General features: G+C 44.3%; 17 protein-coding genes. 12 read left to right on the top strand and 5 right to left on the bottom strand.

Annotated elements, in window-relative coordinates:
- The first annotated feature begins 170 nt into the window (after positions 1-170).
- The 5 genes from ABD036_RS04390 (at position 171) to ABD036_RS04370 (ending at position 4,354) form a co-directional block, all read left to right on the top strand.
- Entirely contained in the window at positions 171-1,376 is a 1,206-nt protein-coding gene (locus tag ABD036_RS04390; protein ID WP_343856893.1) for an MFS transporter, read from the top strand.
- Positions 1,373-1,582 (top strand): DUF1653 domain-containing protein, encoded by a 210-nt coding sequence (locus ABD036_RS04385; protein ID WP_343856891.1) that lies wholly within the window; start codon positions 1,373-1,375, stop codon positions 1,580-1,582. Before ABD036_RS04390 ends, ABD036_RS04385 begins: the two co-directional genes overlap by 4 nt.
- Positions 1,583-1,751: 169 nt before the next feature.
- On the top strand, positions 1,752-2,591 hold the full coding sequence (locus ABD036_RS04380) for an alpha/beta hydrolase (protein WP_343856889.1): 840 nt from the start codon (positions 1,752-1,754) through the stop codon (positions 2,589-2,591).
- A gap of 331 nt (positions 2,592-2,922) precedes the next feature.
- Entirely contained in the window at positions 2,923-3,210 is a 288-nt protein-coding gene (locus tag ABD036_RS04375; protein WP_343856887.1) for a hypothetical protein, read from the top strand.
- A 292-nt stretch (positions 3,211-3,502) separates the two neighbouring features.
- A complete protein-coding gene (locus ABD036_RS04370; RefSeq protein ID WP_343856885.1) occupies positions 3,503-4,354 on the top strand; it encodes a S1 family peptidase in 852 nt (283 codons plus the stop codon).
- 412 nt (positions 4,355-4,766) lie between these two features.
- On the opposite strand, the gene ABD036_RS04365 is transcribed toward ABD036_RS04370, so the two are convergent.
- A complete protein-coding gene (locus ABD036_RS04365; RefSeq protein ID WP_343856883.1) occupies positions 4,767-6,422 on the bottom strand; it encodes a serine hydrolase domain-containing protein in 1,656 nt (551 codons plus the stop codon).
- A gap of 681 nt (positions 6,423-7,103) precedes the next feature.
- Here ABD036_RS04365 and ABD036_RS04360 point away from each other — a divergent pair.
- Positions 7,104-7,709, top strand: a complete 606-nt coding sequence (locus tag ABD036_RS04360) for a PEP-CTERM sorting domain-containing protein (RefSeq protein WP_343856881.1) — start codon at positions 7,104-7,106, stop codon at positions 7,707-7,709.
- 244 nt (positions 7,710-7,953) lie between these two features.
- Here the strand turns inward: ABD036_RS04360 and ABD036_RS04355 are convergent, their stop codons facing one another.
- Positions 7,954-10,851, bottom strand: coding sequence for a TonB-dependent receptor domain-containing protein (locus ABD036_RS04355; protein WP_343856879.1), 2,898 nt, complete (start codon positions 10,849-10,851; stop codon positions 7,954-7,956).
- Positions 10,852-11,354: 503 nt separating this feature from the next.
- Here ABD036_RS04355 and ABD036_RS04350 point away from each other — a divergent pair.
- The 4 genes from ABD036_RS04350 (at position 11,355) to ABD036_RS04335 (ending at position 14,181) form a co-directional block, all read left to right on the top strand.
- Positions 11,355-12,437: a sensor histidine kinase gene (locus tag ABD036_RS04350; protein ID WP_343856877.1), complete on the top strand. Its 1,083-nt coding sequence runs from the start codon at positions 11,355-11,357 to the stop codon at positions 12,435-12,437.
- Positions 12,430-13,185: a LytR/AlgR family response regulator transcription factor gene (locus tag ABD036_RS04345; RefSeq protein ID WP_343856875.1), complete on the top strand. Its 756-nt coding sequence runs from the start codon at positions 12,430-12,432 to the stop codon at positions 13,183-13,185. Before ABD036_RS04350 ends, ABD036_RS04345 begins: the two co-directional genes overlap by 8 nt.
- 245 nt (positions 13,186-13,430) lie before the next feature.
- Positions 13,431-13,682: an HP1242/YdcH family protein gene (locus ABD036_RS04340; RefSeq protein WP_343856873.1), complete on the top strand. Its 252-nt coding sequence runs from the start codon at positions 13,431-13,433 to the stop codon at positions 13,680-13,682.
- A 118-nt stretch (positions 13,683-13,800) separates the two neighbouring features.
- A complete protein-coding gene (locus ABD036_RS04335; RefSeq protein WP_343856872.1) occupies positions 13,801-14,181 on the top strand; it encodes a hypothetical protein in 381 nt (126 codons plus the stop codon).
- Positions 14,182-14,260: 79 nt separating this feature from the next.
- Here ABD036_RS04335 and katG read toward each other — a convergent pair whose 3' ends face one another.
- Together katG and ABD036_RS04325 are read right to left on the bottom strand one after the other, a co-directional pair.
- Positions 14,261-16,528: a catalase/peroxidase HPI gene (katG, locus tag ABD036_RS04330; RefSeq protein ID WP_343856870.1), complete on the bottom strand. Its 2,268-nt coding sequence runs from the start codon at positions 16,526-16,528 to the stop codon at positions 14,261-14,263.
- 329 nt (positions 16,529-16,857) lie between these two features.
- The gene (locus ABD036_RS04325; RefSeq protein WP_343856868.1) at positions 16,858-18,585 is read right to left on the bottom strand and encodes a Na+/H+ antiporter NhaC family protein; all 1,728 of its coding nucleotides are present in this window, start codon (positions 18,583-18,585) and stop codon (positions 16,858-16,860) included.
- Positions 18,586-18,711: 126 nt separating this feature from the next.
- Between ABD036_RS04325 and ABD036_RS04320 the strand changes: the two genes are divergently transcribed.
- Complete coding sequence (locus ABD036_RS04320) at positions 18,712-19,569, top strand: MBL fold metallo-hydrolase (protein ID WP_343856866.1); 858 nt, start codon at positions 18,712-18,714, stop codon at positions 19,567-19,569.
- Positions 19,545-20,036 carry a GNAT family N-acetyltransferase gene (locus ABD036_RS04315; RefSeq protein WP_343856863.1) on the top strand — a complete coding sequence of 164 codons (492 nt, stop codon included), beginning with the start codon at positions 19,545-19,547 and terminating at the stop codon, positions 20,034-20,036. Before ABD036_RS04320 ends, ABD036_RS04315 begins: the two co-directional genes overlap by 25 nt.
- A gap of 399 nt (positions 20,037-20,435) precedes the next feature.
- Here ABD036_RS04315 and ABD036_RS04310 read toward each other — a convergent pair whose 3' ends face one another.
- Entirely contained in the window at positions 20,436-22,082 is a 1,647-nt protein-coding gene (locus ABD036_RS04310; RefSeq protein ID WP_343856862.1) for an amidohydrolase, read from the bottom strand.
- Positions 22,083-22,085: the final 3 nt, after the last annotated feature.

The raw sequence follows: 22,085 nt of genomic DNA, 5'->3' as shown, positions 1-22,085 counted from the left end.
TTCACCTTTCTACTCAAACAGGGAAATGTCATTTTGAACTGCTTTCAAAGGGAGTTCATAAAATTGTCGAATCGGCCAAGTTGCCAATGTTGCAGACGAACGCTGCTGTTTTAAATCGTCGTTGTGCTACATTTGCATCCTTTAATCGATTGCTTATCACACGAGGCTTTATGTTCACCCTTCCACGCAATGTTTGGCTATTAACACTCATTCTGGCGCTAGCTATGAGTGCTGGCGCGATGATGGTGTTAATTGGTGGCGTGTTAGGTGCTCAACTTGCTTCGAATGCTAGTTTGTCAACCATGCCGGTTGCGTTGATGATCGTGGGCACGGCAGTGGGGGTGGTGCCGGTAACTCGTACTATGGGTAAAGTGGGGCGAAAACCGGTATTTGTTGGCGTGGCGTTACTTGCTTGTGCATCAGCATTGCTAGCTTCATTAAGTGTTTACTGGATGAACTTCCCGTTGTTTCTAGGTGCGTCTTTTATTCTCGGTATCGCCGTTTCAGGTTTTCAGCAGATCCGTTTTGCCGCTATGGAGTCGGTGGACTTTGAACGGGCACCTAAAGCTGCCTCTACGGTGTTACTCGGTGGATTGGCAGCTGCGGTGCTCGGCCCAGAGATGGTGACCCTAGGAAGTAATTTCACTAGCACACCTTTTGTTGGATCATTTCTGTTGATGGCCATGTTATGTGGTATGTGCGCCATTTTATTTTCGTTTATGCAAGAAACTCATATTCGGCCGACTATACCGATTAATCATAAAGTGGATATATCGTCGGTACTGAGCAACCCCATGTTTATCATCGCAGTCTCTGCGTCGGTCGTGGGCTATGCTTTAATGAGCTTTATTATGACCGCAACACCAGTGCACATGCATGTTAATGAATACCATAGCTTGGAGCAGGCCAAATGGGTGATCCAAAGTCATATACTGGCGATGTACTTACCGTCGTTATTCAGCGGTTGGTTGATATCCAAACTCGGGGTATTCAGAGTCATAGCCTTAGGATTAGTTATCTTTATGATTACTATCATGGTCGCGTCACAAGGAAATCATTTGGCGAACTACTGGGTTGCACTTATTCTACTCGGGATTGGCTGGAATTTTCTATTTTTAGGCGGCACTGTATTGTTGCCTCAAACCCATAATGAACAACAAAAATTTCGAGTGCAGAGCATTAATGAATTTGCCGTTTTCAGTGCGCAAGGCGTCGCTGCATTAGGAGCCGGTGCCATGTTGTTTCAATTTGGTTGGAAAGGCTTAATGCTAATTAGCGTAAGCATAATTGTTGCACATGCCGTGCTACTAATCTGGCAGACATACCGTAGAAAGCATGTTAATCATCAACATACCAAGGTAGAGAGTAATCAATGATCCCCACAGGCAAATATAGACACTATAAAGGCAATGACTATGAGGTTATTGGCGTGGCACAGCATTTTGAAGATGAAAGTTATTTAGTGGTTTATAGACCGCTTTATGGTGAGCAGGGGTTGTGGGTTAGACCCTTAGAAATGTTCACCGAGTCGGTGAACATTAATGGCCAGTCAATGCCTCGATTTGCTTATCAAGCGGAGTAGCTCAGACTCTTGGTCAACTGAGCGACTAGAATAGCAATTACACAATACAAAATGGTTAATAAGCGACTAAATTACGGATCAGCAAATCCGTCATGCCATTTGCGAGGCAAATCGCCCTCCTGCTTTGGTTACAAATTCGTTGGGCGTTTTATCTGTCAGGGAAGTTAACGTGAAAATAGTTACCGGTATTCTTCTATTTTTCTGTTTTGTATCAGATACCTTTGCATCTGAATCAATAGAGTTAGGGATCGCGTCCTCAGTGGAGTCGGCGATCCTAAACGAAAACCGACCTTATATGGTGTACTTGCCTCCTGCTTATCATGCCAGCGAGAACACTTTCCCAGTCATTTATTTATTGGACGGTGATGTACATAGATTCAAAGGCTTAGTGGGTGTTTTAGAGTCATTAAGTACCGAAACACTTGGTAGCCAAGTTCAACAAGCCATTGTTATTGCCATTCCAAATACCAACCGCTCAAGAGATTTGACGCCTTCCACGCTAACTCAGTGGACTTTTAACGGGCGCGTTCTCGATACTTTCGAGCAAACCGGCAAAGCGAACGTTTTTGCTTTATTCCTTGAGAAAGAACTGATCCCCAAAATTCAATCTACTTACAGAGTTTCAGATAAACGGGTTTTGGTAGGCGAATCTTTTGGTGGTCTTTTTGCAGCGTATGTTTTTCTGCATTCACAATCACTTTTTACCGACTACTTGGTCATTGATCCGACAGCATTGTGGGACGACAACTATTTGAACACAACCTATGAGGCTAATTTTAAGCAGCCAGAATTTCAATCCAATATTTACTTTGCGTTCGCCAATAACGCTCACCTCGGAGAGATAGGACGCACAAATTACAAATGGGGTAGTGATTTCGCCGCATCTATTATTACTAGCTCCAACGCAAATTCTCGGCAACAGTATTTCGAAAACGAAACACACGGGACTGTTGCGCTTTTGGCTTGGTATAGCGGATTAAAGTTTCTCTTACCTACCACCGAGAACTGAAATGTATAACAAGGTGTAATGGCTTTTTAACGCATATTGATGTTGTCATTGCACATAGGGTGGTAGGAAGGAAATGGCTAAGACTAAGACTGATTATTAACGCCCTTTGTAGCAGATGCTATCTATTATATTTTCAGCATCAAGCGAAATGCGGCTTTTAGGTAAATTCACTATACCAATAACAACACTCCTTAAGCAGATGTTTCGTCGACACTGATTTTATCGACATTGACCTCGCATATTCCCATCATTTAACTGTTAGTTACAGAACTTTAGGCGCTATTTACAGTCATAGCTTTTGATCAAATGTGTTACCTAAAAAGGAATTATTATGAATAAAAAAGCAGTTTATCTTGGTTCAGTCGCAGTACTTTCTTCATTGCTAGCGTTTCATTCTTTCAGCAAGCAAGAATCTCTTAATACCGTAGAAAAGTGTTCATCTTTGCTTCCAAGCGGTTATAACTTTTCAATGACCATTGAAGCAAATATAGACACTGCTAATGGTCAAGCATCTATGTCAGGTGATCTGCATTTAACAGATGGAACTCAAGATCGCAATCCTGAATTGAGTGCAAAAGTAGAACCTTTCAAACAATGTGTTATTAGGTTGATGAAATAAGCAACGTAGCTAACACGGGACTTAACTCGTTTCTTCAAATCATTAGGCAGTAACGCAGCGGCGCTTCGCGACTATGCCGCTTCGTCACTACCCATAGCATAGCGCTAACATCAATTGTGGCTTCGTTAGCCGCAATTTAAAAAAGCATCGGCTCTAATTCCGAAAGTTTAGCTGTGCCCCCGCAGGTTTACGTAACCGTAAAGATGATTAGATAAAAACACATCAAGATTACACTTGTAATTCAAAATGTATGAGGTAAGCTTAAATTTTTAAATTACAAGTGTAATCAAAGATGAAAACAGTAGCACTGATATTCTTTATAGTCCTTTCAATTGTTTTATCGTTGCCGTCTTCAGCGATTGTTATGCGTCATGATGTAGACCCTAAAAAATACGCCGCCTCATGGAGTGATTTTCCCCCTTTGGTGCAATTTTACAACGATGGCGCTCATGGTACTCTGGTAGCGCCCACTTGGGTCGTAACCGCTGCTCACACTACATTTTGTACCGATCCCGGTACGACGATTTTAGTGGGCGGGGAAAAGGCTATTGTGAAAAGGCGGTTTGTGCATCCTGATCACACTCCTGGTGTTAGTCACGATCTTGCATTGTTGGAACTATCAGCCCCAGTTACTCATGTCGCACCAGCTTCAATATATTTTGATGATGACGAGCAGGGCAAAATTATCACCTTTATTGGGGCTGGTGGAACTGGCTCGGGGATCGAGGGGCAAACGATTGATAATCTTGAAAATAACGGCGTGCTGCGACTAGCTAATAATGTTGTTGAAACCGCCGATGGCCCGTTACTCACTTTTGTTTTCAATCGTGGTAATAAAGCATTACCACTTGAAGGTATTAGCGGTGGTGGAGACAGTGGTGGTCCGGCGTTTATCAAGAATGGCAACGATTATGTCGTATTAGGAATAAGCTCTCGAGGTGAGTTTGGTATCAAGGTTGGTAAATATGGAATTCGAGAGTATTACACTAGAGTGTCCTTTTTTGAAGAATGGATAAGCGACATCATGCATGGTTCAGAAGCAAAAAGAGCTGCGGTATCGTTATCCAAGCTAACACATTTAATGGCTGGCCTTAGCGAAGAGAATTTACCTCAAATATGCTCTGATATTGGTATAGAACTATGATGCCAATTGTTGTATTTACATATATTACCTAGGTGTACTTGCCTGCTTGAGACATACACCTAATTTGCAAACAAGTTGTTTTAATATTTATTAAGCTAGCTGATGCCCTCCAATGACGAAGGCACTTTTATTAGATCTGAGCGTCGGATGCGAGCGTTCACAAGACTGTCAGGATTATTTACTCCACGATCTGTTTTCTGAGGTAGGACAAGGACATAGCATTGGTTGTTTGTTACAAACTTTTGCCAACTGCAGTTAGATTTTGATGCATATACCACTTGCTGAGCCTTGCAAGTTTGGTAATGAATATTTAGTAAATTGACTATTCATATCGAGCGAACTTTCTGACATTTAACCATCAACAGTTTCCGACTGATCATTGTCAACAATGAGTCAGCCGGAAAAGATAAATTTAACGAGAAAGAGGCTTATCTACTTTATCCAAGATAATATCCACAGTTCTGCTGGAATTAACGCTAATCTGCATAATTTGATTATTATCATTTCTGTCAAAGCGTAAATGCAGCCAACCATTACTAAAAAAGTCCTGAGTAACGGGCTTTAAAATCATTTCATCTGCCCATCTGTGATTTATTTTAAGCTTCTGGTCAACTACGCTAACTTCGTATGCTGCCTCTAATTCCTTGCTCCAATAATTGCCTGAATACTGCTTTAACTCTTCTGAAGTCGGTTCCCATGGTTCAACGCGGTTAAACTTCGTTTTCCACCTGTTTATAAGGATAAGGGTGTCATATTCTGCCGAATCGCCTGAAAACGTCAGGTTTGAATCGCCGGATTGTGTTTGAAAAGAAGTTGAGGTTGTTTGCAATAACTGATGCTTGCCGTCCCACATCAGGCTGTTATCTTTGACACCTAATTTCACTACCGAGTTATATGAATCTGACACAAACAGACCAGTAAAGGGGGTAAGCTCCGCTTCGGTTGATGTTATTAGACTTTTAGCCTGTATATCTTCAGACATAAAGTCGCCTAGCATAAAATCTGCGATATCAGTATCGGAAATGCTTTTGCGTCTACCAAAGTTAGACACGATAAAAATGCCTAAATCGTGCTCTGGGAAATAACTAAACTGGGTTAAAAACGCTTCATGAGCACCTCCATGGGTGTATCTTTTCAACCCTTTATATTGGTTGACGAAAATCCCTAGAGCATATTGCGAATCATATCCACTATTTAATTGAAAAGAGGTTAGAAATAGTTCTCTGGCCTGCTCACTGCCCACTTCTGCAGATTTGAAGTTAGCGAACCATTGGCCCATGTCTTTTATATTGGTGTAAATATCTGACGCACCGAATATAGCGCGGTTACTCTTGGCATTTATGAGTTTATCGTCAGGAGATAAATAATAGGATTCAGCACCGTCTTTAATCACTTGACCAACATTGGTTTCAATTTGAGTATCATTCATTTTCAACGGTTTAAGTATATTTTCTGTGACCCATACATCGGCTGCAGAGCCTGTCACTTTTTCCATTATTTCTGCCAGCACTACCCAAGCTGTACTGTTATAAACAAACTTAGAGCCAGGCGTGAATTCCAGCTTGGGTTGACGTCGAATGACCTCTAGACATTCCTCTCTGGAAAGCCGATCAACCCCAATATATCTCCCCACAATGTTGGATGTTGTGTAGGCCTCTCTATATCCACTGGTATGAGTCAAAAGGTGACGCACGGTTACTGTATGTTCAAACTGTGGCCAATCATCCAACAGTTCATGAACAGGCGTATCCAGATCGAGCTTTCCCTGTACATGGAGCATCGCAAACCCATAGCCAATAAACTGCTTTGTCGTGGAGCCAATGTTATAGACAAGGGATATGTCATTTGGGATCTTATAGCTTAGATTGGCTAGCCCAAAGCCTTTGCCATAAATAAGCTGTCCACCTCTGTACACCCCCACAACGAAACCGGGAGTAGAGTCTGTTACAACCTCTGGAACCAAACTTTTAATGTGTTGTTCAAGTTGCTGTGGGCTGGGTAAGTTCGTTGCCTGAGTGTTAGCAGAAGATAACGCGATAAATAAAGTAAAACTAAGCAGTACTTTCATCAGCTTTCCCTGTTTCAAAATAAATTCCTATGTAGGGACGTCAAATTTATTCCCTCATTTCGAAATATTGAAACACAATATTAGCACACTCATTTACGAGCACAATTTTTAAACAATTGCTGAAAGGTTTCCTGATAAAAACAACGTTTACTCGCTTGTTTTCAAAAATAAGTTTCATCATCGCAATTTAATAACGAAAGTGAATAATCTATTTTGCATAAATTGGGCTTAACAGATTGAATTGTAAAGTACTGCTTCTTGCTTTGTAATAAACTATTTGTCGCTCAAAGTTCTAACGTTAGACTTGCTCAACTTCCACTTTGTGCTAACAACACCAGCTCCGATTACTAATGCCAAATAGCAGCAAATGCCACTAAACCAACATTCAAGGAAGTTATATTAATTGGTTATCAGAATCGAATTAGGCATTTCATCGACTCGGACCCCACAGGTATCTATACCCCAGCCAGGGGCCATGGATTTGTCGGGATTCTTTACATTTTCGCTCTATGGGAAAACGGTATCTGATGTAACAAATTGAAAAATATAGAGTTATAAGATTGGCTAGGCTTTTGCTTATATTTTAGGAAGTGAAGTAAAACTTAATGAATTACTGCATGCGCGCGCCGGTACCGCCGGCTAAAAGAAAATTTTTATCACCCAAAAATTGAGAGATCAGATATGAAACAGATTAGATTGTTAAGACTTATTGTCGCCGGTGTTGCAATTATGCTCGCAGGACCGTTGCACGCTGGGCCAATTTTGCTCGGAGCATTTTCCGGAGGAGAAAGTATCGAAACTTTTACTAATCTGACCGCTCCCGCCCCTGGTGCTTTTACCCTTGGTAATAACACATTTTCTGAGAACAGTACGGGGTCTGGGGGCCCAGGTTGGCGTGTAATCTTTGCCTCCGATGTATTGACTGATAACGCAGGCATTACAGATATTACGATTGATTTGGCGACAGCTTTTAGTCGAGTAGGAATGGATGTCTGGATAGGGCCCGCTACCTACACGGTTAGCTTTTATGATACTGCTCTTAGCTTACTCGGCACCGTTAGTGGAACTGACTTAGGGACACAAGATTCGTTCTTTGCGGGCTGGGAACATGCGGGAGGCATTTCACGCATAAATATACTTGAGACGTCAGGGGAAAACGGCCTCGTCGGTGGTCTCGACAACTTGCGCTGGGAGAATGTGACTGTGCCCGAGCCCACCATCCTAGCCCTACTAGGCCTCGGCCTGGCAGTTATTGGCTTTGGCAGACGCAAGCAACAATCTGCGTAGAAAGGATTCAATAATATTCATTAGGCCCCAGCTTCGGTTGGGGCTTTTTGTTTGCTGCTCAGCAGGCAGCGATAAGTTCTAGATTCGTGAATTTCTCCGAGATAATTTGAGGGCTAAATAAATGCCTGTGTAAGGCCTCCCACACCCCTACTATCCCATGCTCTAACCCACATGATGACTTTGTGCTCAAGCTTGAATAAAAAAGGGGCCTGAAGGCCCCAACACACGGTATCGCACACACACTTTAGAATTTGAATTTCAAACCGACCTTATAGATGCGTCCAAGCACATCATAGTTACTTGGGAAGGTGTTACCTGAGTTTGAGCTGGTATCACCAATGTCGTTGCCAAGTACCGGAGGTTCTTTGTCGAATAGATTGTCGACACCGGCGGTAACAGTGGCGTATTCAGTAACGTTGTAGCTAGCAAACAGGTCGAAATAATCGTATGAATCTATGCTTCTGAACGCTTCGAACCTGAGGCTTCTTTCGCCTGGTTCAACATCAACCGAATTAATGTGTCTCCATAATAAAGAAACGGTAATGTCTTCGTATTGCCATGTGGTACGTTGGATCCAGCGCAGATCAGATAGGGGATCGCAGCTAGTGCCATAATAGCCCTTACAGTCAAGTACTGGCACGGTTTCAGAGCTTTGCGACTCCTGTGTCAGGTACTTGTTAATGTTACCGGAGAAAGACAGGTTCCCCATATCTTCTAAGTCTAGGTTGAAATTGAATCCAATCTCAATCCCCTCAGCACGTAAGTACTTCAAGTTAGTGGTAAACTGATTCACCCCAGCCGCGGAGCCCGTTAAATCGCCACCAACTCGATTGATTTTGGCACACTCAGCGGTATCGCCGTTGATGTAGCACGAGTCCAATATTTCCTGAGCTGAGAAGTTGCCGATAATCCCCGAAATATCGATATCGTAATAATCCACAGAGAAGGTAAAATCGTTGGCCCAATCAAAGTCAGGTGTCCAAACAAAGCCTGCGGTAAAGGTGTCCGCTTCTTCAGGACCCGGTGGATTGGTCGGTGAACTGCCGTTAAAGGTGTTAATTTGGCCCGAGATAATATCGGGGATCACACCGACTTGTGCCGCTGTCATACCGGTTGAAATACATAGCTGGGTTAGGGTTGCATCTATGTTTCCGGCGTTGGCGACCGAACAAGGGTCGATGACAGCGTTATCCAGTCCAGATGTCACTGGTGAGGCGATTTCACCCACATTGGGAGCGCGATTCGCGCGTTGAGTCATTACGCGTAATAGCAGTGAATCAACGGGACGCCAGTTAAAACCAAACTTCCATGAATCGGCAGTGCCAATGGTATCAAAGTCAGACGATCTGAAGCCAAACTCCAAGTCCATTGATTCAGCAAATGCCATTCCATCTAATAAAGGCAAGATACCTTCGAAGTAGAACTCATCTACTTTAAAGCCGCCTTTAATGGGGAGTAAGTTACCCCCTGCGCCACCTTGACAGGACGCGGGCGTTTCTTTCAAACATTCATCTGGCTCAAGAATACCGGTTTCAACTCTATGTTCATAACCGAAGCTCATGGCAAGCGGAGCGCCAGCAGTTGGCAGTTCAATAATGTCGACTGGACCTGTTAGCACCAGTGAAATGATTTCTTGCTCGTATTTTTGTTGTTGTAATGCGATGGCTTTTGAATAGGCCGCCGCCGCATCGGTGATGGTGCCGAAGCCACCAAATAAGTCGATAGGCACACAGGTTCCACCCACCGCACAGGTTACGCCATCACGAGTATCCAGCGCATTTTGAATATTACCGAGATTGGTATAGCCATCACGCACTGTGGTACGGTTTGCTTCGCCGTATTGATAGGAAAAATCGTAATCCCAATCACCGAAAAATAGTCCACGAACACCTGCATTGATTTGCCACAATTCTGAATCGTAACGCTCAGAGCGCTCACCCAACTCTAGTGTTCTGCGCCGTAATCTAACATTCAGCGAGTCTTCGGTATCCACCACGCCATTGTTGTTTGCGTCCGTCCAGCTACCGCCGTCGACCAAGGTGCCATCAGCTACCGCGCCATTCGCTCCATCAAGAATGAAAGCCAATGCTTGATCACCGATGAGTGGGTTGTATAACGGTAAGTCAAAACTTGATCCAAAGGTACCAGAAGGAGCAACTTGTTGAACCACGGTGGTATTGGTGAAGTTAAACGATGAGTAGAACTCTAAGTGCTCATTAACTTCATAGTTTGCCAGCGCGGTCGCGCCGTAGCGTTGCGCTGGCGTTTGGTAATAGTTAAAAGGGTTGAAGTTAAACAAGCTACAGTTAGGACCGATAGTTCCGTCTTCTCTAAATTGTCCGTTCACGCCAGTGCCAATTAGCTCAAATCGAGTAGGGATGGCGGTTGTCGAGCCGCTTCCGGTGATATCCACAACACTTGGACCACCACACCCTGCGGGTGGTGGCGTTGCAACATCGCCATTTAAAAACTCTTGATAACCAGAGCCTGAGTTCGAGTTGATCCCAAATAGGCCAAGGGAGCGATCGCCTAACAGCACAGAATCACGATCCATCCAGCTAATCGATAATACGGCGTTGCCTTTGTCTTCATCGAAATTCGCACCTATGGTCAGTGACATGTTGTCTTGATCACCATCACTGTCTCCACTTTGGGAATGGTTTAAATCTAATGCTATTCCTTGAAAATCATTCTTCAAAATAACGTTTACCGCACCTGAGATGGCATCCGACCCATACACAGCCGAAGCACCACCAGTGACAACATCTATTCGATCAATCAGCGCAGTGGGTATATTGGCGGTATCTACTTGGCCATTGAAATTAAATGGCACCATACGTTTACCGTTTAGCAGTACCAAGTTACGTTGCGCGCCTAGACCTCTGAGGTCAATGGTCGCAGCACCAGCAGTGCCATTATTAACGTTTCCGCCATCGGCTGGGATAGTGGCGGGCAACGAACGGATGATCCGTTCGAATTCAGGTTGTTGTAAATAGCCAATTTGTTCAGAGTCGAGTGAAAATATCGGACTGGATGACTCCACGCCCGGTGCCAAAATACGGCTACCGGTGATGGAGATTTTCTCAACATCCTCTTCGCCCGCAACGTCTTGAGCTATTGCACTGGTCGCATACGACGTCATAACAGTTGCGCATAAAGCAAACCTAACTGCATTTGCTAGTTTGGAGTTGGTAAACATTTTGTTCTCCCTAGCTCGATCTGATGAGTCCAAATCGTCGCTGTGATTATTTTTGTGGACGGCAAATTGACTTGCCTCATCCTTAAGTTATGCGCATTTGTCAGAGGGCTCTAGGCGCTATACACCAGCAGGGGACTCAGAGTGACCAATGGCATGAATCGCATGATTGGCGGGGGGAACTTTTGGTTAGATTGGACTCCAATTTAAGGATGATTCACGACCCAAGGAGTTACTATCCATCTAACTTTATGAATTTAAATGAAAAAATATATTTAAACGGCGCGGGTTTTGAAAAATACACTGCAGATTATTGTTTTTTCTTTGGTGTCAGCGGGGACGCGGTGTGGCGGCTAATTAGCCGCTTTCTGGCCATTTTAAAAAGTGGATTATTCGCGTAAACATCGATATGTTAAAAATACTTTATTACAGGTGAACTTATATTTTCCATGCCACAACATAGTCGTTTTCTTAATCGCTACTTTTGGCTTGCCAATATCTTCTTTTGGTTGGCGGTGCACGCGTTTTTCACCCATATACAATATGGCGCGTCCTTGGGCACTGACAAAGAGCTAAGTATGCTAACAATCTGGGTTCTGTTGAGTCCTTGGTTTTTAAACTGGATCATTGTCACCGCCGGTATCTTTATCGTAGTGAGAAACAACGATATTCCTGATAAACCCTTGTCAAACAAAGTGCTGAGTCATTTTTTCTGGATGTGGGTGCTGCTGTTTTGTTACTGGAGTGTTTCTACCTTTGAAAGAATGTTGTTAGCCGATCAAAATCTTGAACAATATGGTCAGACACTTTGGCGGACCTTAACCACTAGCGCTCAATTGGATTTTTTCATTTATTTTGCGGTACTTGCCTGTGGCCTTGGGATCCGCTTTTATCACAATGCGATTCAAGAAGGGATCGAGCTAAAACGTATGCATTATCAGCTAACCCAAGAGCAACTGAAAACATTACGCTCGCAATTGAACCCGCACTTTTTATTCAATGCCCTCAATACCATCGCTAGTTTAGTCAGGCTAAAACGTGAAAAGGACGCGGTTTATGCATTGTCTGAACTCAGCTTAATGTTGCGTAAAATTCTCGAAAATAAAAATCATAGCGACATCAAAATAAAAGATGAAATAGCCTTTATAAATAGTTATTTAGCAATACAAAAAATGCGCTTTGCGGATAAATTAGATACCCACATCTCGGTTCAACCCGATTGTCTTGAAATTGCTATTCCTAACATGCTGTTACATCCTTTAGTGGAAAATGCGGTGCAACATGGCTCACAATTGGAGTCGAGTAAAAATCTACTAAATTTGGTGATCAGTCGTGACGGCAGCGAGTTGAAAGTTGTGTTAACCAACAAAGTAGCAAAAAATGTTCAACACAACGGGTTTGGTATTGGCTTGAGCAATACCCGTGAGCGTTTATCCAAGCTGTACAATCATTTTCGGCTGGAATCCCAACCACTAGATAATGATTTGTTTGAGACATTATTAGCCATACCAATAGGAGAGCAGGATGCTTAATATATTAATCGCCGATGATGAGCATTTGGCCCGCGAAACCATTAAGTTGTTATTGCAAGACCAAGAAGATGTGGCCAATATTTATGAAGCTAAAGATGGTAATCAAGCATTGCAGTTGGCGAATGAATTTACCCCACAGGTCATCTTTCTCGACATCGAAATGCCAGGTATTTCCGGCATCCAACTCGCTAAGCATATTCCCAGTGAGTGCGTTATTATCTTTGCCACAGCATACAATGAGCATGCGGTAGAGGCGTTTGAGTTAAACGCCTTAGATTACATACTCAAGCCATTTGATGATGAAAGGTTTTATGTAGCACTGGATCGCGCCAGACAAAAAATTAAAGATGATCACCAACAAGACTATTCCAAACTGGGTGAGTTGATTAAACAGATGGTGTCAGAGCCACCTAAGCATTACAAAGAGCGCTTGGTCATTCGCGATCCTGGCCGCATTCGACTCGTTGAAGTTGCTCAAATAGATTATATCACTGGGGCGGGAAATTATGCCGAGCTGCACTTGAACGATGGTAAACATCTGTTGCACCGCGAAACGCTCTCAGCGCTAGAAGAACAACTCAATCCCGAGGCGTTTGTGCGCATTCACCGGTCCTCTATCGTGAGGCGCAGCGTGATTACCGAGTTGCGGCCAAATGACAAAGGCGACTACTCTGTTATTTTACGAAATGGTGAAGTACTGACCTTATCAAGGCGTAATCGAGCCAAACTTGAAGAGTTGACGCATTAAGCGCAACAGCCGTTGCGTTGTAAATCATTTTAACTTGGCATATTGCTGAGGTATTCACCAACACACAACTAAGGCAAAACTGCGGATTTCTCCCTTCCTCAAGTAAAGAGGCTTTGGTTGAGGCACTTCTTCTTAATCCTTTTTTGTATTAAAACCTGATCTGGATCAATATTACTCAAATGAATAGGCGTAACCTTAATCATTTAAAGTCAGCGGTTTATCGCCACACTTAAGGTGCCTTCCTCATGCAACTAGAAAAACATACGTTGATTAACGACTTTCCCGAGCATCATCACACCATTCGTCATCTCAAAATGAATGATATGCACTTCGCCAAGTTATTCGAAAATTATCATCAAATAGAAAGTGCCGTTCACCATATTGAAGAAGGTAATGAAGCGGTTTCTGACGAGCATTTGGAATCCCTTAAGAAAAGTCGCTTTGGACTAAAAGACCAGCTATATGCACTGATAGTGAAAGCTGAAAATGCACTTTAACCCATGCTTGGCTGACAAGTAGGAGTCGGTGGCAATGTCGAAAACGAGATTTTTAATCACAATTAACCTTGTATTGTTAATTCTTAGCATGATGTTTTTAAACAGTTGTAGCAATCCCATGGAGTCGCTACGCAAAGTGACTTACCCGCCTGATTTTAAGTATACAGAGCCATCAAAGCTGCGCTCAGAAATGGGACAATTGGCGCAGCAGATGCGGATGCTGGATGAGGCCCTCAACGAGAGACCTAATCATAACGATGTAGAGATAGAGGAACAACGGCAGCAAGTGCTCAGTGCATTGGCTCAAATAGAAAGGATCGCCTCGCGGTTACAATCCGGTAATTCAGGGGCTAATCATCCCTTTATGCAAGACTACATGGATACTTTTGTCAGCCAAGTGGGGGAAGCGCGTGTTGCGGCTTCTTTGCCCGAGCCACGCTACTATTTTGCCGGAAAGATTTCCGGTGGCTGTACCAGTTGTCATCGAATAAACCGATAACCCCTTGCTCCTGACAAACACAAAAAAAGCGCTGCGATGATGCAAAATCAGCGCAGCGCTTTATCGTTTTGCTCTTCGTTTAACGGTCCAAATTCATGACTTTAGTCCAAGCTTTGACGAAGTCATCTACAAACTTTTGTTTGGATGTATCAAAGGCGTAAACTTCTGCCACAGCGCGCAACTCTGAGTTAGAGCCAAAGATCAGATCCACAGAAGTGGCTGTCCACTTAGGCTCACCAGTAGCGCGATCTACGCCTTGATAGACGCCATCAATATTCGATTTTTGCCATCTGGTCGACATATCCAATAAGTTGACGAAAAAGTCATTGCTCAGAGTTCCAGGTTTATCAGTGAGCACCCCATGGGAAGACTGAGTATGGTTTGCATCGAGGGCACGCAATCCACCTACAAGGACAGTCATTTCAGGTACACTCAAATTTAGTTGATCGGCTTTATCCACTAGTGCTTCAGTGGGCGATTTATAGCTATTGGCTGCATCAAAGTAGTTTCTAAAACCATCGGCATTTAATTTGAGTAAATCAAATGAATCGACATCTGTTTGCTCTTGCGTGGCATCGCCGCGACCGGGCTTAAAGGGCACTGTGATTTGATAGCCTGCATCTTTTGCCGCTTTCTCTATCGCTGCCGCGCCACCCAAAACAATTAAATCTGCCATAGAGACTTTGTCGCTATTGAAGAAACCGCTGGTAGCGTCTTTCTGGATGTCTTTGAGTACTGCTACCACTTTGGCAACTTCCGCTGGATTGTTGACTTCCCAATCTTTTTGCGGTGCCAATGTTAAACGAGCACCATTTGCTCCACCGCGCATATCGGAATCCCGGTAACTCGCGGCTGAAGCCCAAGCAACTCGGATTAATTCAGATACACTCAAGCCGGAATCAAGTATTTTTGCTTTGAGCTTTTTAGCGTCCTTGGCGTCAATAGTCGATTGGCTATCTTCGACAATTGGATCTTGCCAGATAAGAATGTCGGCAGGGACTTCCTTCCCTAAATAATTGGATCTGGGGCCCATGTCTCTGTGGGTTAATTTATACCACGCTTTGGCAAAAGCTAATTGGTACTCCTTTGGATCCGCTAAAAATCGTTCGGCAATTTTACGGTACTCAGGATCAAACTTTAAGGCCAAGTCAGCTGTCGTCATCACTGGTGAGTTAAACTTGCCATCTACATGCGCATCAGGCACAGCTTTGTGTAACGATTCATCTGTGGGGATCCACTGAATCGCTCCGGCTGGACTGCGAGTTTGTTGCCATTCAAAATTCAGCAAATTACTCAAATACAAAGACGTCCACTTAGTTGGCGCTTGGGTCCATGCACCTTCAAGTCCGCTGGTGATCGTATCTTCTGAATGTCCCTTACCACATTTATTTTTCCAACCTAATCCTTGTTCCTCAATCTCTGCCGCAGCGGGCTCGGTGCCCATACAATCTTTTGGTTTGTGGGCACCATGCATCTTACCAAAGGTATGACCGCCCGCAATTAACGCTAAGGTTTCCTCGTCGGTCATTGCCATGCGGCTAAATGCAACGCGAATGTTTTTTGCTGAACCCAGCGGATCGGGTTTACCTTTAGGACCTTCAGGATTGACGTAAATTAAACCCATGTGGGTCGCGCCAAGCGGCCGTTGTAATTTACCGTCTTTGTCTTCTCGATCACTGGCAAGCATTTCTACTTCCGGGCCCCAGTAGACGATGTCTGGCTCCCAATCGTCAGCTCGTCCTCCCGCAAAACCGTAGGTTTCAAAGCCCATATTCTCCAGTGCAACGTTACCGGCCAATACCATTAAATCGGACCATGACAACGCCTCTCCATATTGTTGCTTTATTGGCCACAGTAAGCGTCGAGCTTTGTCAAGGTTGCCATTATCTGGCCAGCTATTGAGGGGGTCAAACCGTTGCTGTCCGCCGCCAGCGCCGCCGCGTCCATCTAAGGTGCGATAAGTTCCAGCACTATGCCAAGTCATACGAATGAAAAAAGGACCATAGTTGCCAAAGTCAGCGGGCCACCATGGTTGCGAGGTGGTGAGTAAGGTATCAATATCTTTTTTTACGGCGTCTAAATCAAGCTGAGAAAACGCTTTGCCGTAATCAAAATTAACACCGTAAGGATTAGAACGGCCATCGTGATCACGAAGAGCCGACAGATCAAGCTGATCAGGCCACCAAAATTGATTTGACCTCGCTTGACCGGGAGGGGCATGACCGGTTCCCATCGCTCCCGCTGGCTTTGTCATTTCTGCTGTTTCAGCTAATCCCGAACCAGAGAGCAATGCCACTGCCAAGAAAGTGGCAATGGTCGATCTTTTAAATAGAGTTTGCTTTTTCATTTTAACGTTCCCATTTGTGACGCTAACTTTAGAGTTTTTGTAAAAAATAAGGCCAATGCTAAGTAACAGGAAATGTTGCGTTGTTCTGCAATCTGACAACCTCCATACGAGATTCAATTCTTCCGCACACAGCATGAGTTCTAATGAAACTAACGATTAGATTGTTTAAGTGTAGGTAGGAAATTGCAGAAAGTGTTGTTATTAAAAGCGATTGGTTTAATCGGAAAAATAGAAACGAGTTATTCAGCGACACAAAATAGGACGCCACGCTCGTGTTTTAGCGTGGCGGTTAACCAAGGCTAGGAAAAGATGCTAGAAACTAATCCACATTAGGTCAATACCAAAGCACACAAAGTCCATAGCATCCCCGCCATTATCGCCGCATAGGAGGCTGGTACTATTTGGGTTTTCACATGGTCCATTAAGTCACACCCAGTGGTCATTGAGCTGAGTATTGTGGTGTCTGAGATCGGTGAACATTGATCGCCGTAAACACTGCCGTTAAGCACAGCGGCAAAGCAAATCATCATAAATATTTCTGGATTCGCTAACATCTCGTTTTGGGCAATAACCCACACTAAAGGCATCGCTAGAGGAAAGGCGATGGCGTAAGTCCCCCAACTGGTGCCGGTTGAAAATGCGATGATCATGGTGAGTATTTGCAACACCACGGGGACACACCAAAACGGCAGTTGTTCGCCTAATAGTTCCACCAGATAGATACCACCGCCAAGTTGTTTACTGATGGCACCAATGGTGATGGCCAGCATCAAGATAATGGACGCGACCACTACGCCTTTCCAACCGGTTCCTAAGCCTTCCAACATGTCGCGAACTTGCATGCCTTTGCCTAGTGCGATCACTATGGCCAATAACAATGCACCGCCAAAAGCCCAGTGTATTTGCGGCGAACCGCTGGCCACAAAGGTGAAAACCGCAATGGCGATCAGGCATATCAAGGGCAATATAAATTCCAACCAATGAGAGCGATAGTTTTCTGGAATATTCACCGCATGCAGTTCTTTAGCACTGATGGGAGCTGCATCTGGGGCGTCAAGTTGACCGGTAAGTCGCGCTCTGGCGATGGCCTTTCTCATTGGTTTGCCTGAGAACCTTGTCCACTCCAGACTGAGTAGTAAGGTTCCGAGCACCGCAAAAATGCCGTAAAAGCTAAATACGATACTGGAAAAGAAAAACGATAGTCGATCGGCTTCTGTGGCCAAAAATGCCACGCCGGGCACAAATAGAAATGCCTGCACATAAGCTGGCCACGCATTAAATGCGATCACTGAGGCAATAGGCGAGGCGGTGGAATCAACTACATAGCTAAGCTCTTCATGGCTAACGTTAGCTTTATCGGCCATGGGTTTTACCGTGGTGCCTACCAATACAGTGCTCATAGTACCACCTTGGAAAAACAACACGCCCAGCATCCAAGTAACTAACTTTGCAGAACGCGGGCCGCTAACAAACCGTTCACTCATCATTTGCGCAAACGCTTGGGCTGCGCCGGTTTTAGCCCAAATCCCCATCAGACCACCGAGCAACCAAAGATATAAAATTAGTATTGATGCCGCATCGGTTGTCGCCATATTGGGGATAAGCACATCGGAGCTAACATCAAACTTTCCGACCATAAAAGCCCCTACCACAATGCCACTAAACAGAGCCAGTAACGGCTCGCGGCTGATCAGGCACAATGCAATAGCGATAAACGCCGGAAGCAAAGACCAGACACCAAAGTGATAATCGGCTTTCAACAGGCTAGGGCCTTGGACACCTTCAATAAACACCCACTGTTGTTTGAGACTGGGTGCTTGTTGCAATTTATCCAAGTTTTGTTGGCGCAGCGGTGATTCCTGATAGGCCACAATGTCAGTCGCAACCTGCGTTTTGCCTCTGGCGACATACTGCCATTGAGCTTGATCATTTTGCGTCATCTGATACTGGATACGAGACTCGACCCAAGTCTCAGGTACACAATAGTTGACATACAAGGCACCAACGATGCCTAAAATAATGCATATCAAGGTCAATAAATTTTGCTTTTTACTCATATTAAGAACAGGCTATATTAGACTATTAACAAAGTATCATAGAATGACAGACTATGAACTATTCCTCAGCTTTATGACTATTTTATAAAACAATAACGAATCGAGATAAACAATAAAGGACAAATCATGAGGTTACCTACACTTTTTGCTGGCGTTGTTGCAGCCACAATATGCGCATTACCAGCCCAATCACAAGATAGATTTGCCAACGTAGAAATGAAAACCGAGCACTTAGGTGACTCGGCATACATGATGGTTGGCTCCGGCGGCAACATCGGTGTTTCTGCTGGCGAAGACGGGTTGTTGATCATTGATGATCAGTTTGAACCCCTAGCGGAACGGATCTCTGCTGCGCTTGACGATATTCTAAAAGGCAAACTGCGTTATGTGATCAACACGCATTATCACGGTGATCACACGGGCAGCAATGCGTATATGCGCGAAGTCAAAGATGCTACCGTTTTTGCACACGACAACGTAAGGGTAAGGTTGAGCAGTAAAGAAGATCACAAACACAGTGAATTACCGGTTGTAACTTATGCCCAAGGTGTGAAATTCCATTTTAACGGTGAAACCCTCAACGTGATTCATTTATCCAATGCGCATACCGATGGTGACAGCGTGGTGATGTTTGAAAAGGCCAATGTGCTGCATACCGGAGATTTGTTTTTTAAAGACCGTTTCCCTTATATCGATATTGATGCCGGAGGCTCGGTAGCGGGGTATATCGCCGGTGTTGAGCAACTGATTGGCATGATCGGCGATGACACCAAGGTGATCCCCGGCCATGGTCCTTTGGGCAACAAAGCGGATTTGCAAAAGTTTGTCGATATGATCAAGCAAACGTCCGCCACGGTAAAACAGTTAAAGATAGATGGCATGCCGGTTGAAGATATCATCGAAGCAGGCTTAGGTGAGCAGTGGCAAGACTGGTCTTGGGCTTTCATTAATGAAGAAAAATGGATCCGAACTCTATACCGATAACATTGACCAAGGCGGCTGCAGGTGACACACCGCAGTTGCACACTTGGTTTGATAATCTTCACGATATTCAATATTGGGGTGGTCCATCAATGGACTACCCGATATCGCTGTGCTCTTTTTCCGAAAAGCTCAAAATGGATTCCCTTGCCAGTTTTAAATTGGCTCAAGGTACGCAACCGTTATTGGCTTTTGGTCAAGCCTACCTCAGAGCTAAACGGATACACTTTTGTCGGTTGGCAGTCTCACCAAGCCACAGAGGAAAAGGCTTAGGGCGCACGTTAGTCAATTCACTAATGCAACACGCACCCAATCATGTTGATGGCAACGGTTATTCTTTGTTTGTGATGGCGGATAATGAAATTGCTATCAAGCTGTATCAATCCCTTGGCTTTCATCTTGCTCAATATCCTGAAACTTTGAGTGAAGGGTTAGCGCAATATTTGTATATGGTTCGCGATCCACTTTGATCACCAAAGCTGAATATCCTTCGGTTTAGGTAAATACAGTGACTATTTTCTTGGAATGTGACCTACGATTGTGCGAGTTGCACTACATTGATCATTTTGGTGCCAAGTAAACCCATCTGTAAATTGCTATCTTATTGAATAATAAAGATTAATAATCTTGGCATTGAAGCTGCTAAGTGAATTGCGTTAGAACGCTTGCACCTTAGTTGAAATCGCGATGACGGCAAAACAATAATAATACGCTTTATCCTGAATTCAGGATAAGGCAAGCCGGTTATCGAGCAAGTGACATCTGCCTATCTTGTTCTCACATGCAATTTAGGCATATCAACCGCTTAACCGCATAGACTTTCGTGTCCTGTAGTCTATGCGGTTTTTTTATCATTTACGGCGGGCAAACTAAGGTTGTTGGTATACCCGTTTGCCTGCAACCCAAGTTTCCAATACTTGCGTTTTCCACAGCTGAGATGGATCTTGGTCAAATATATCTTGATCCACCAGGATGAAATCAGCCCACTTACCTTCCGTTAGGCCACCAAGCACATCTTCTTGGTGGGCAGCGTAAGCGGCGTCAATGGTGAAGCCTTTAAATGCTTGCTCAAGTGTCAGAGCCTGACTCGCAATCCAGCCTTCAGTTGGCTGGTTGCGTCTGTCTTGACGAGTTACCGCGGCGTGTAGTCCAAAAAATGGATTGGCTAATTCCACTGGGAAGTCGGAACCCAGCGCAATGCGTGAACCTTGTTTGATAAATCGCTGCCAAGCATAGGCGCCGCGAAGTCGATCTTTGCCAACACGATCTTCGGCCATATTCATATCGCTGGTGGCATGAGTTGGCTGCATCGCTGGGATAATGTCTAACTGTTTAAATCGCGGGATATCTTGCAGGCTAATTACCTGCGCATGCTCAATGCGATTACGTAAATCACGGCCGCCTATCGTTTTGTAGGTTGCGGCAAACTGATCTAATGCTAAGCGATTGGCACGATCACCTATGGCGTGAAAGTTAAGTTGAAACTTGTTCCTTAAAACCGTTTCAAAAAGGGGTTTTAGCTGATTCTCTTGGGTCACCAGTAAACCGCGATTATGCGGTGCATCTGAATAGTCCTCAAGCAGTGCCGCCCCTCGACTTCCCAACGCACCATCACCGTATGCTTTAACACTACGAATGGATAAAAAATCCTTATCATCAGTGATATAACCTTTGCTTAACATAGCTTCCAAATTAGGATCTACGGCAGATAACATGGCATAAATGCGTACGCCCAATTGATTGCTTTTGGCCTTTTGCTGGTAAAAGTGATAGACCGCTTCGCTGATCCCAGCATCATGCATACTGGTTATCCCAAGCGATAACAGATGGTTTTGTGCGGCGTTAAAGCTGGCTTCGTAAAATGCCTTGTCTGCTTGGGGAATATGCTTTTCCAACAAATCTTGCGCGGTATCAATAAGCACGCCAGACGGATTACCCTGCTCATCGCGCAGGATCTTGCCGCCCGGTGGATCTAGCGTATCTTTGGTGATGCCTGCCAAAGCTAAAGCTTTGCTATTGGCCCAACCGGCATGCCCATCAACTCGACTGAGCCACACTGGGCGATCGGCAATATATTCATCAAGTTGTTTGGCTGTTGGGAAGGCTTTACCAGGCCATAACACCTGATTCCAGCCACGGCCTGTAATCCATTTCAGATCCGGGTTTTGTGCCGCATATTCACGTACATGTAATGCAGTGGCTTGTGCTGATTTATCCTCACGTACATCAATTTGTAAAAGCGTCACGCCCATTCCCATAAAGTGTCCGTGGGCATCAATAAGACCGGGCAATAGCGTGCGATTCTTACCATCGATAATCACTGCACCATTAAATTGATTGATCAGTGTGTGATCGCCCAAAGCCAGTACTTTGCCATTATCAAATGCTAGGTGGCTAAATTGCATTAACGCCCCAGAGTTTGACATGGTGTAGCCTTTGACATTGCTGATGATAGTAGGCTTCGCTAGACAGCTCAGACTAAATAATACGGTTACCCAAATCATTATTGTTTTCATGGT

The organism is Aliiglaciecola litoralis (assembly GCF_039523355.1).
GTDB lineage: Bacteria > Pseudomonadota > Gammaproteobacteria > Enterobacterales > Alteromonadaceae > Aliiglaciecola > Aliiglaciecola litoralis.
The sequence above is the reverse complement of the archived record's forward strand: the minus strand, read 5'-3'. Positions and strand labels throughout refer to the sequence as shown.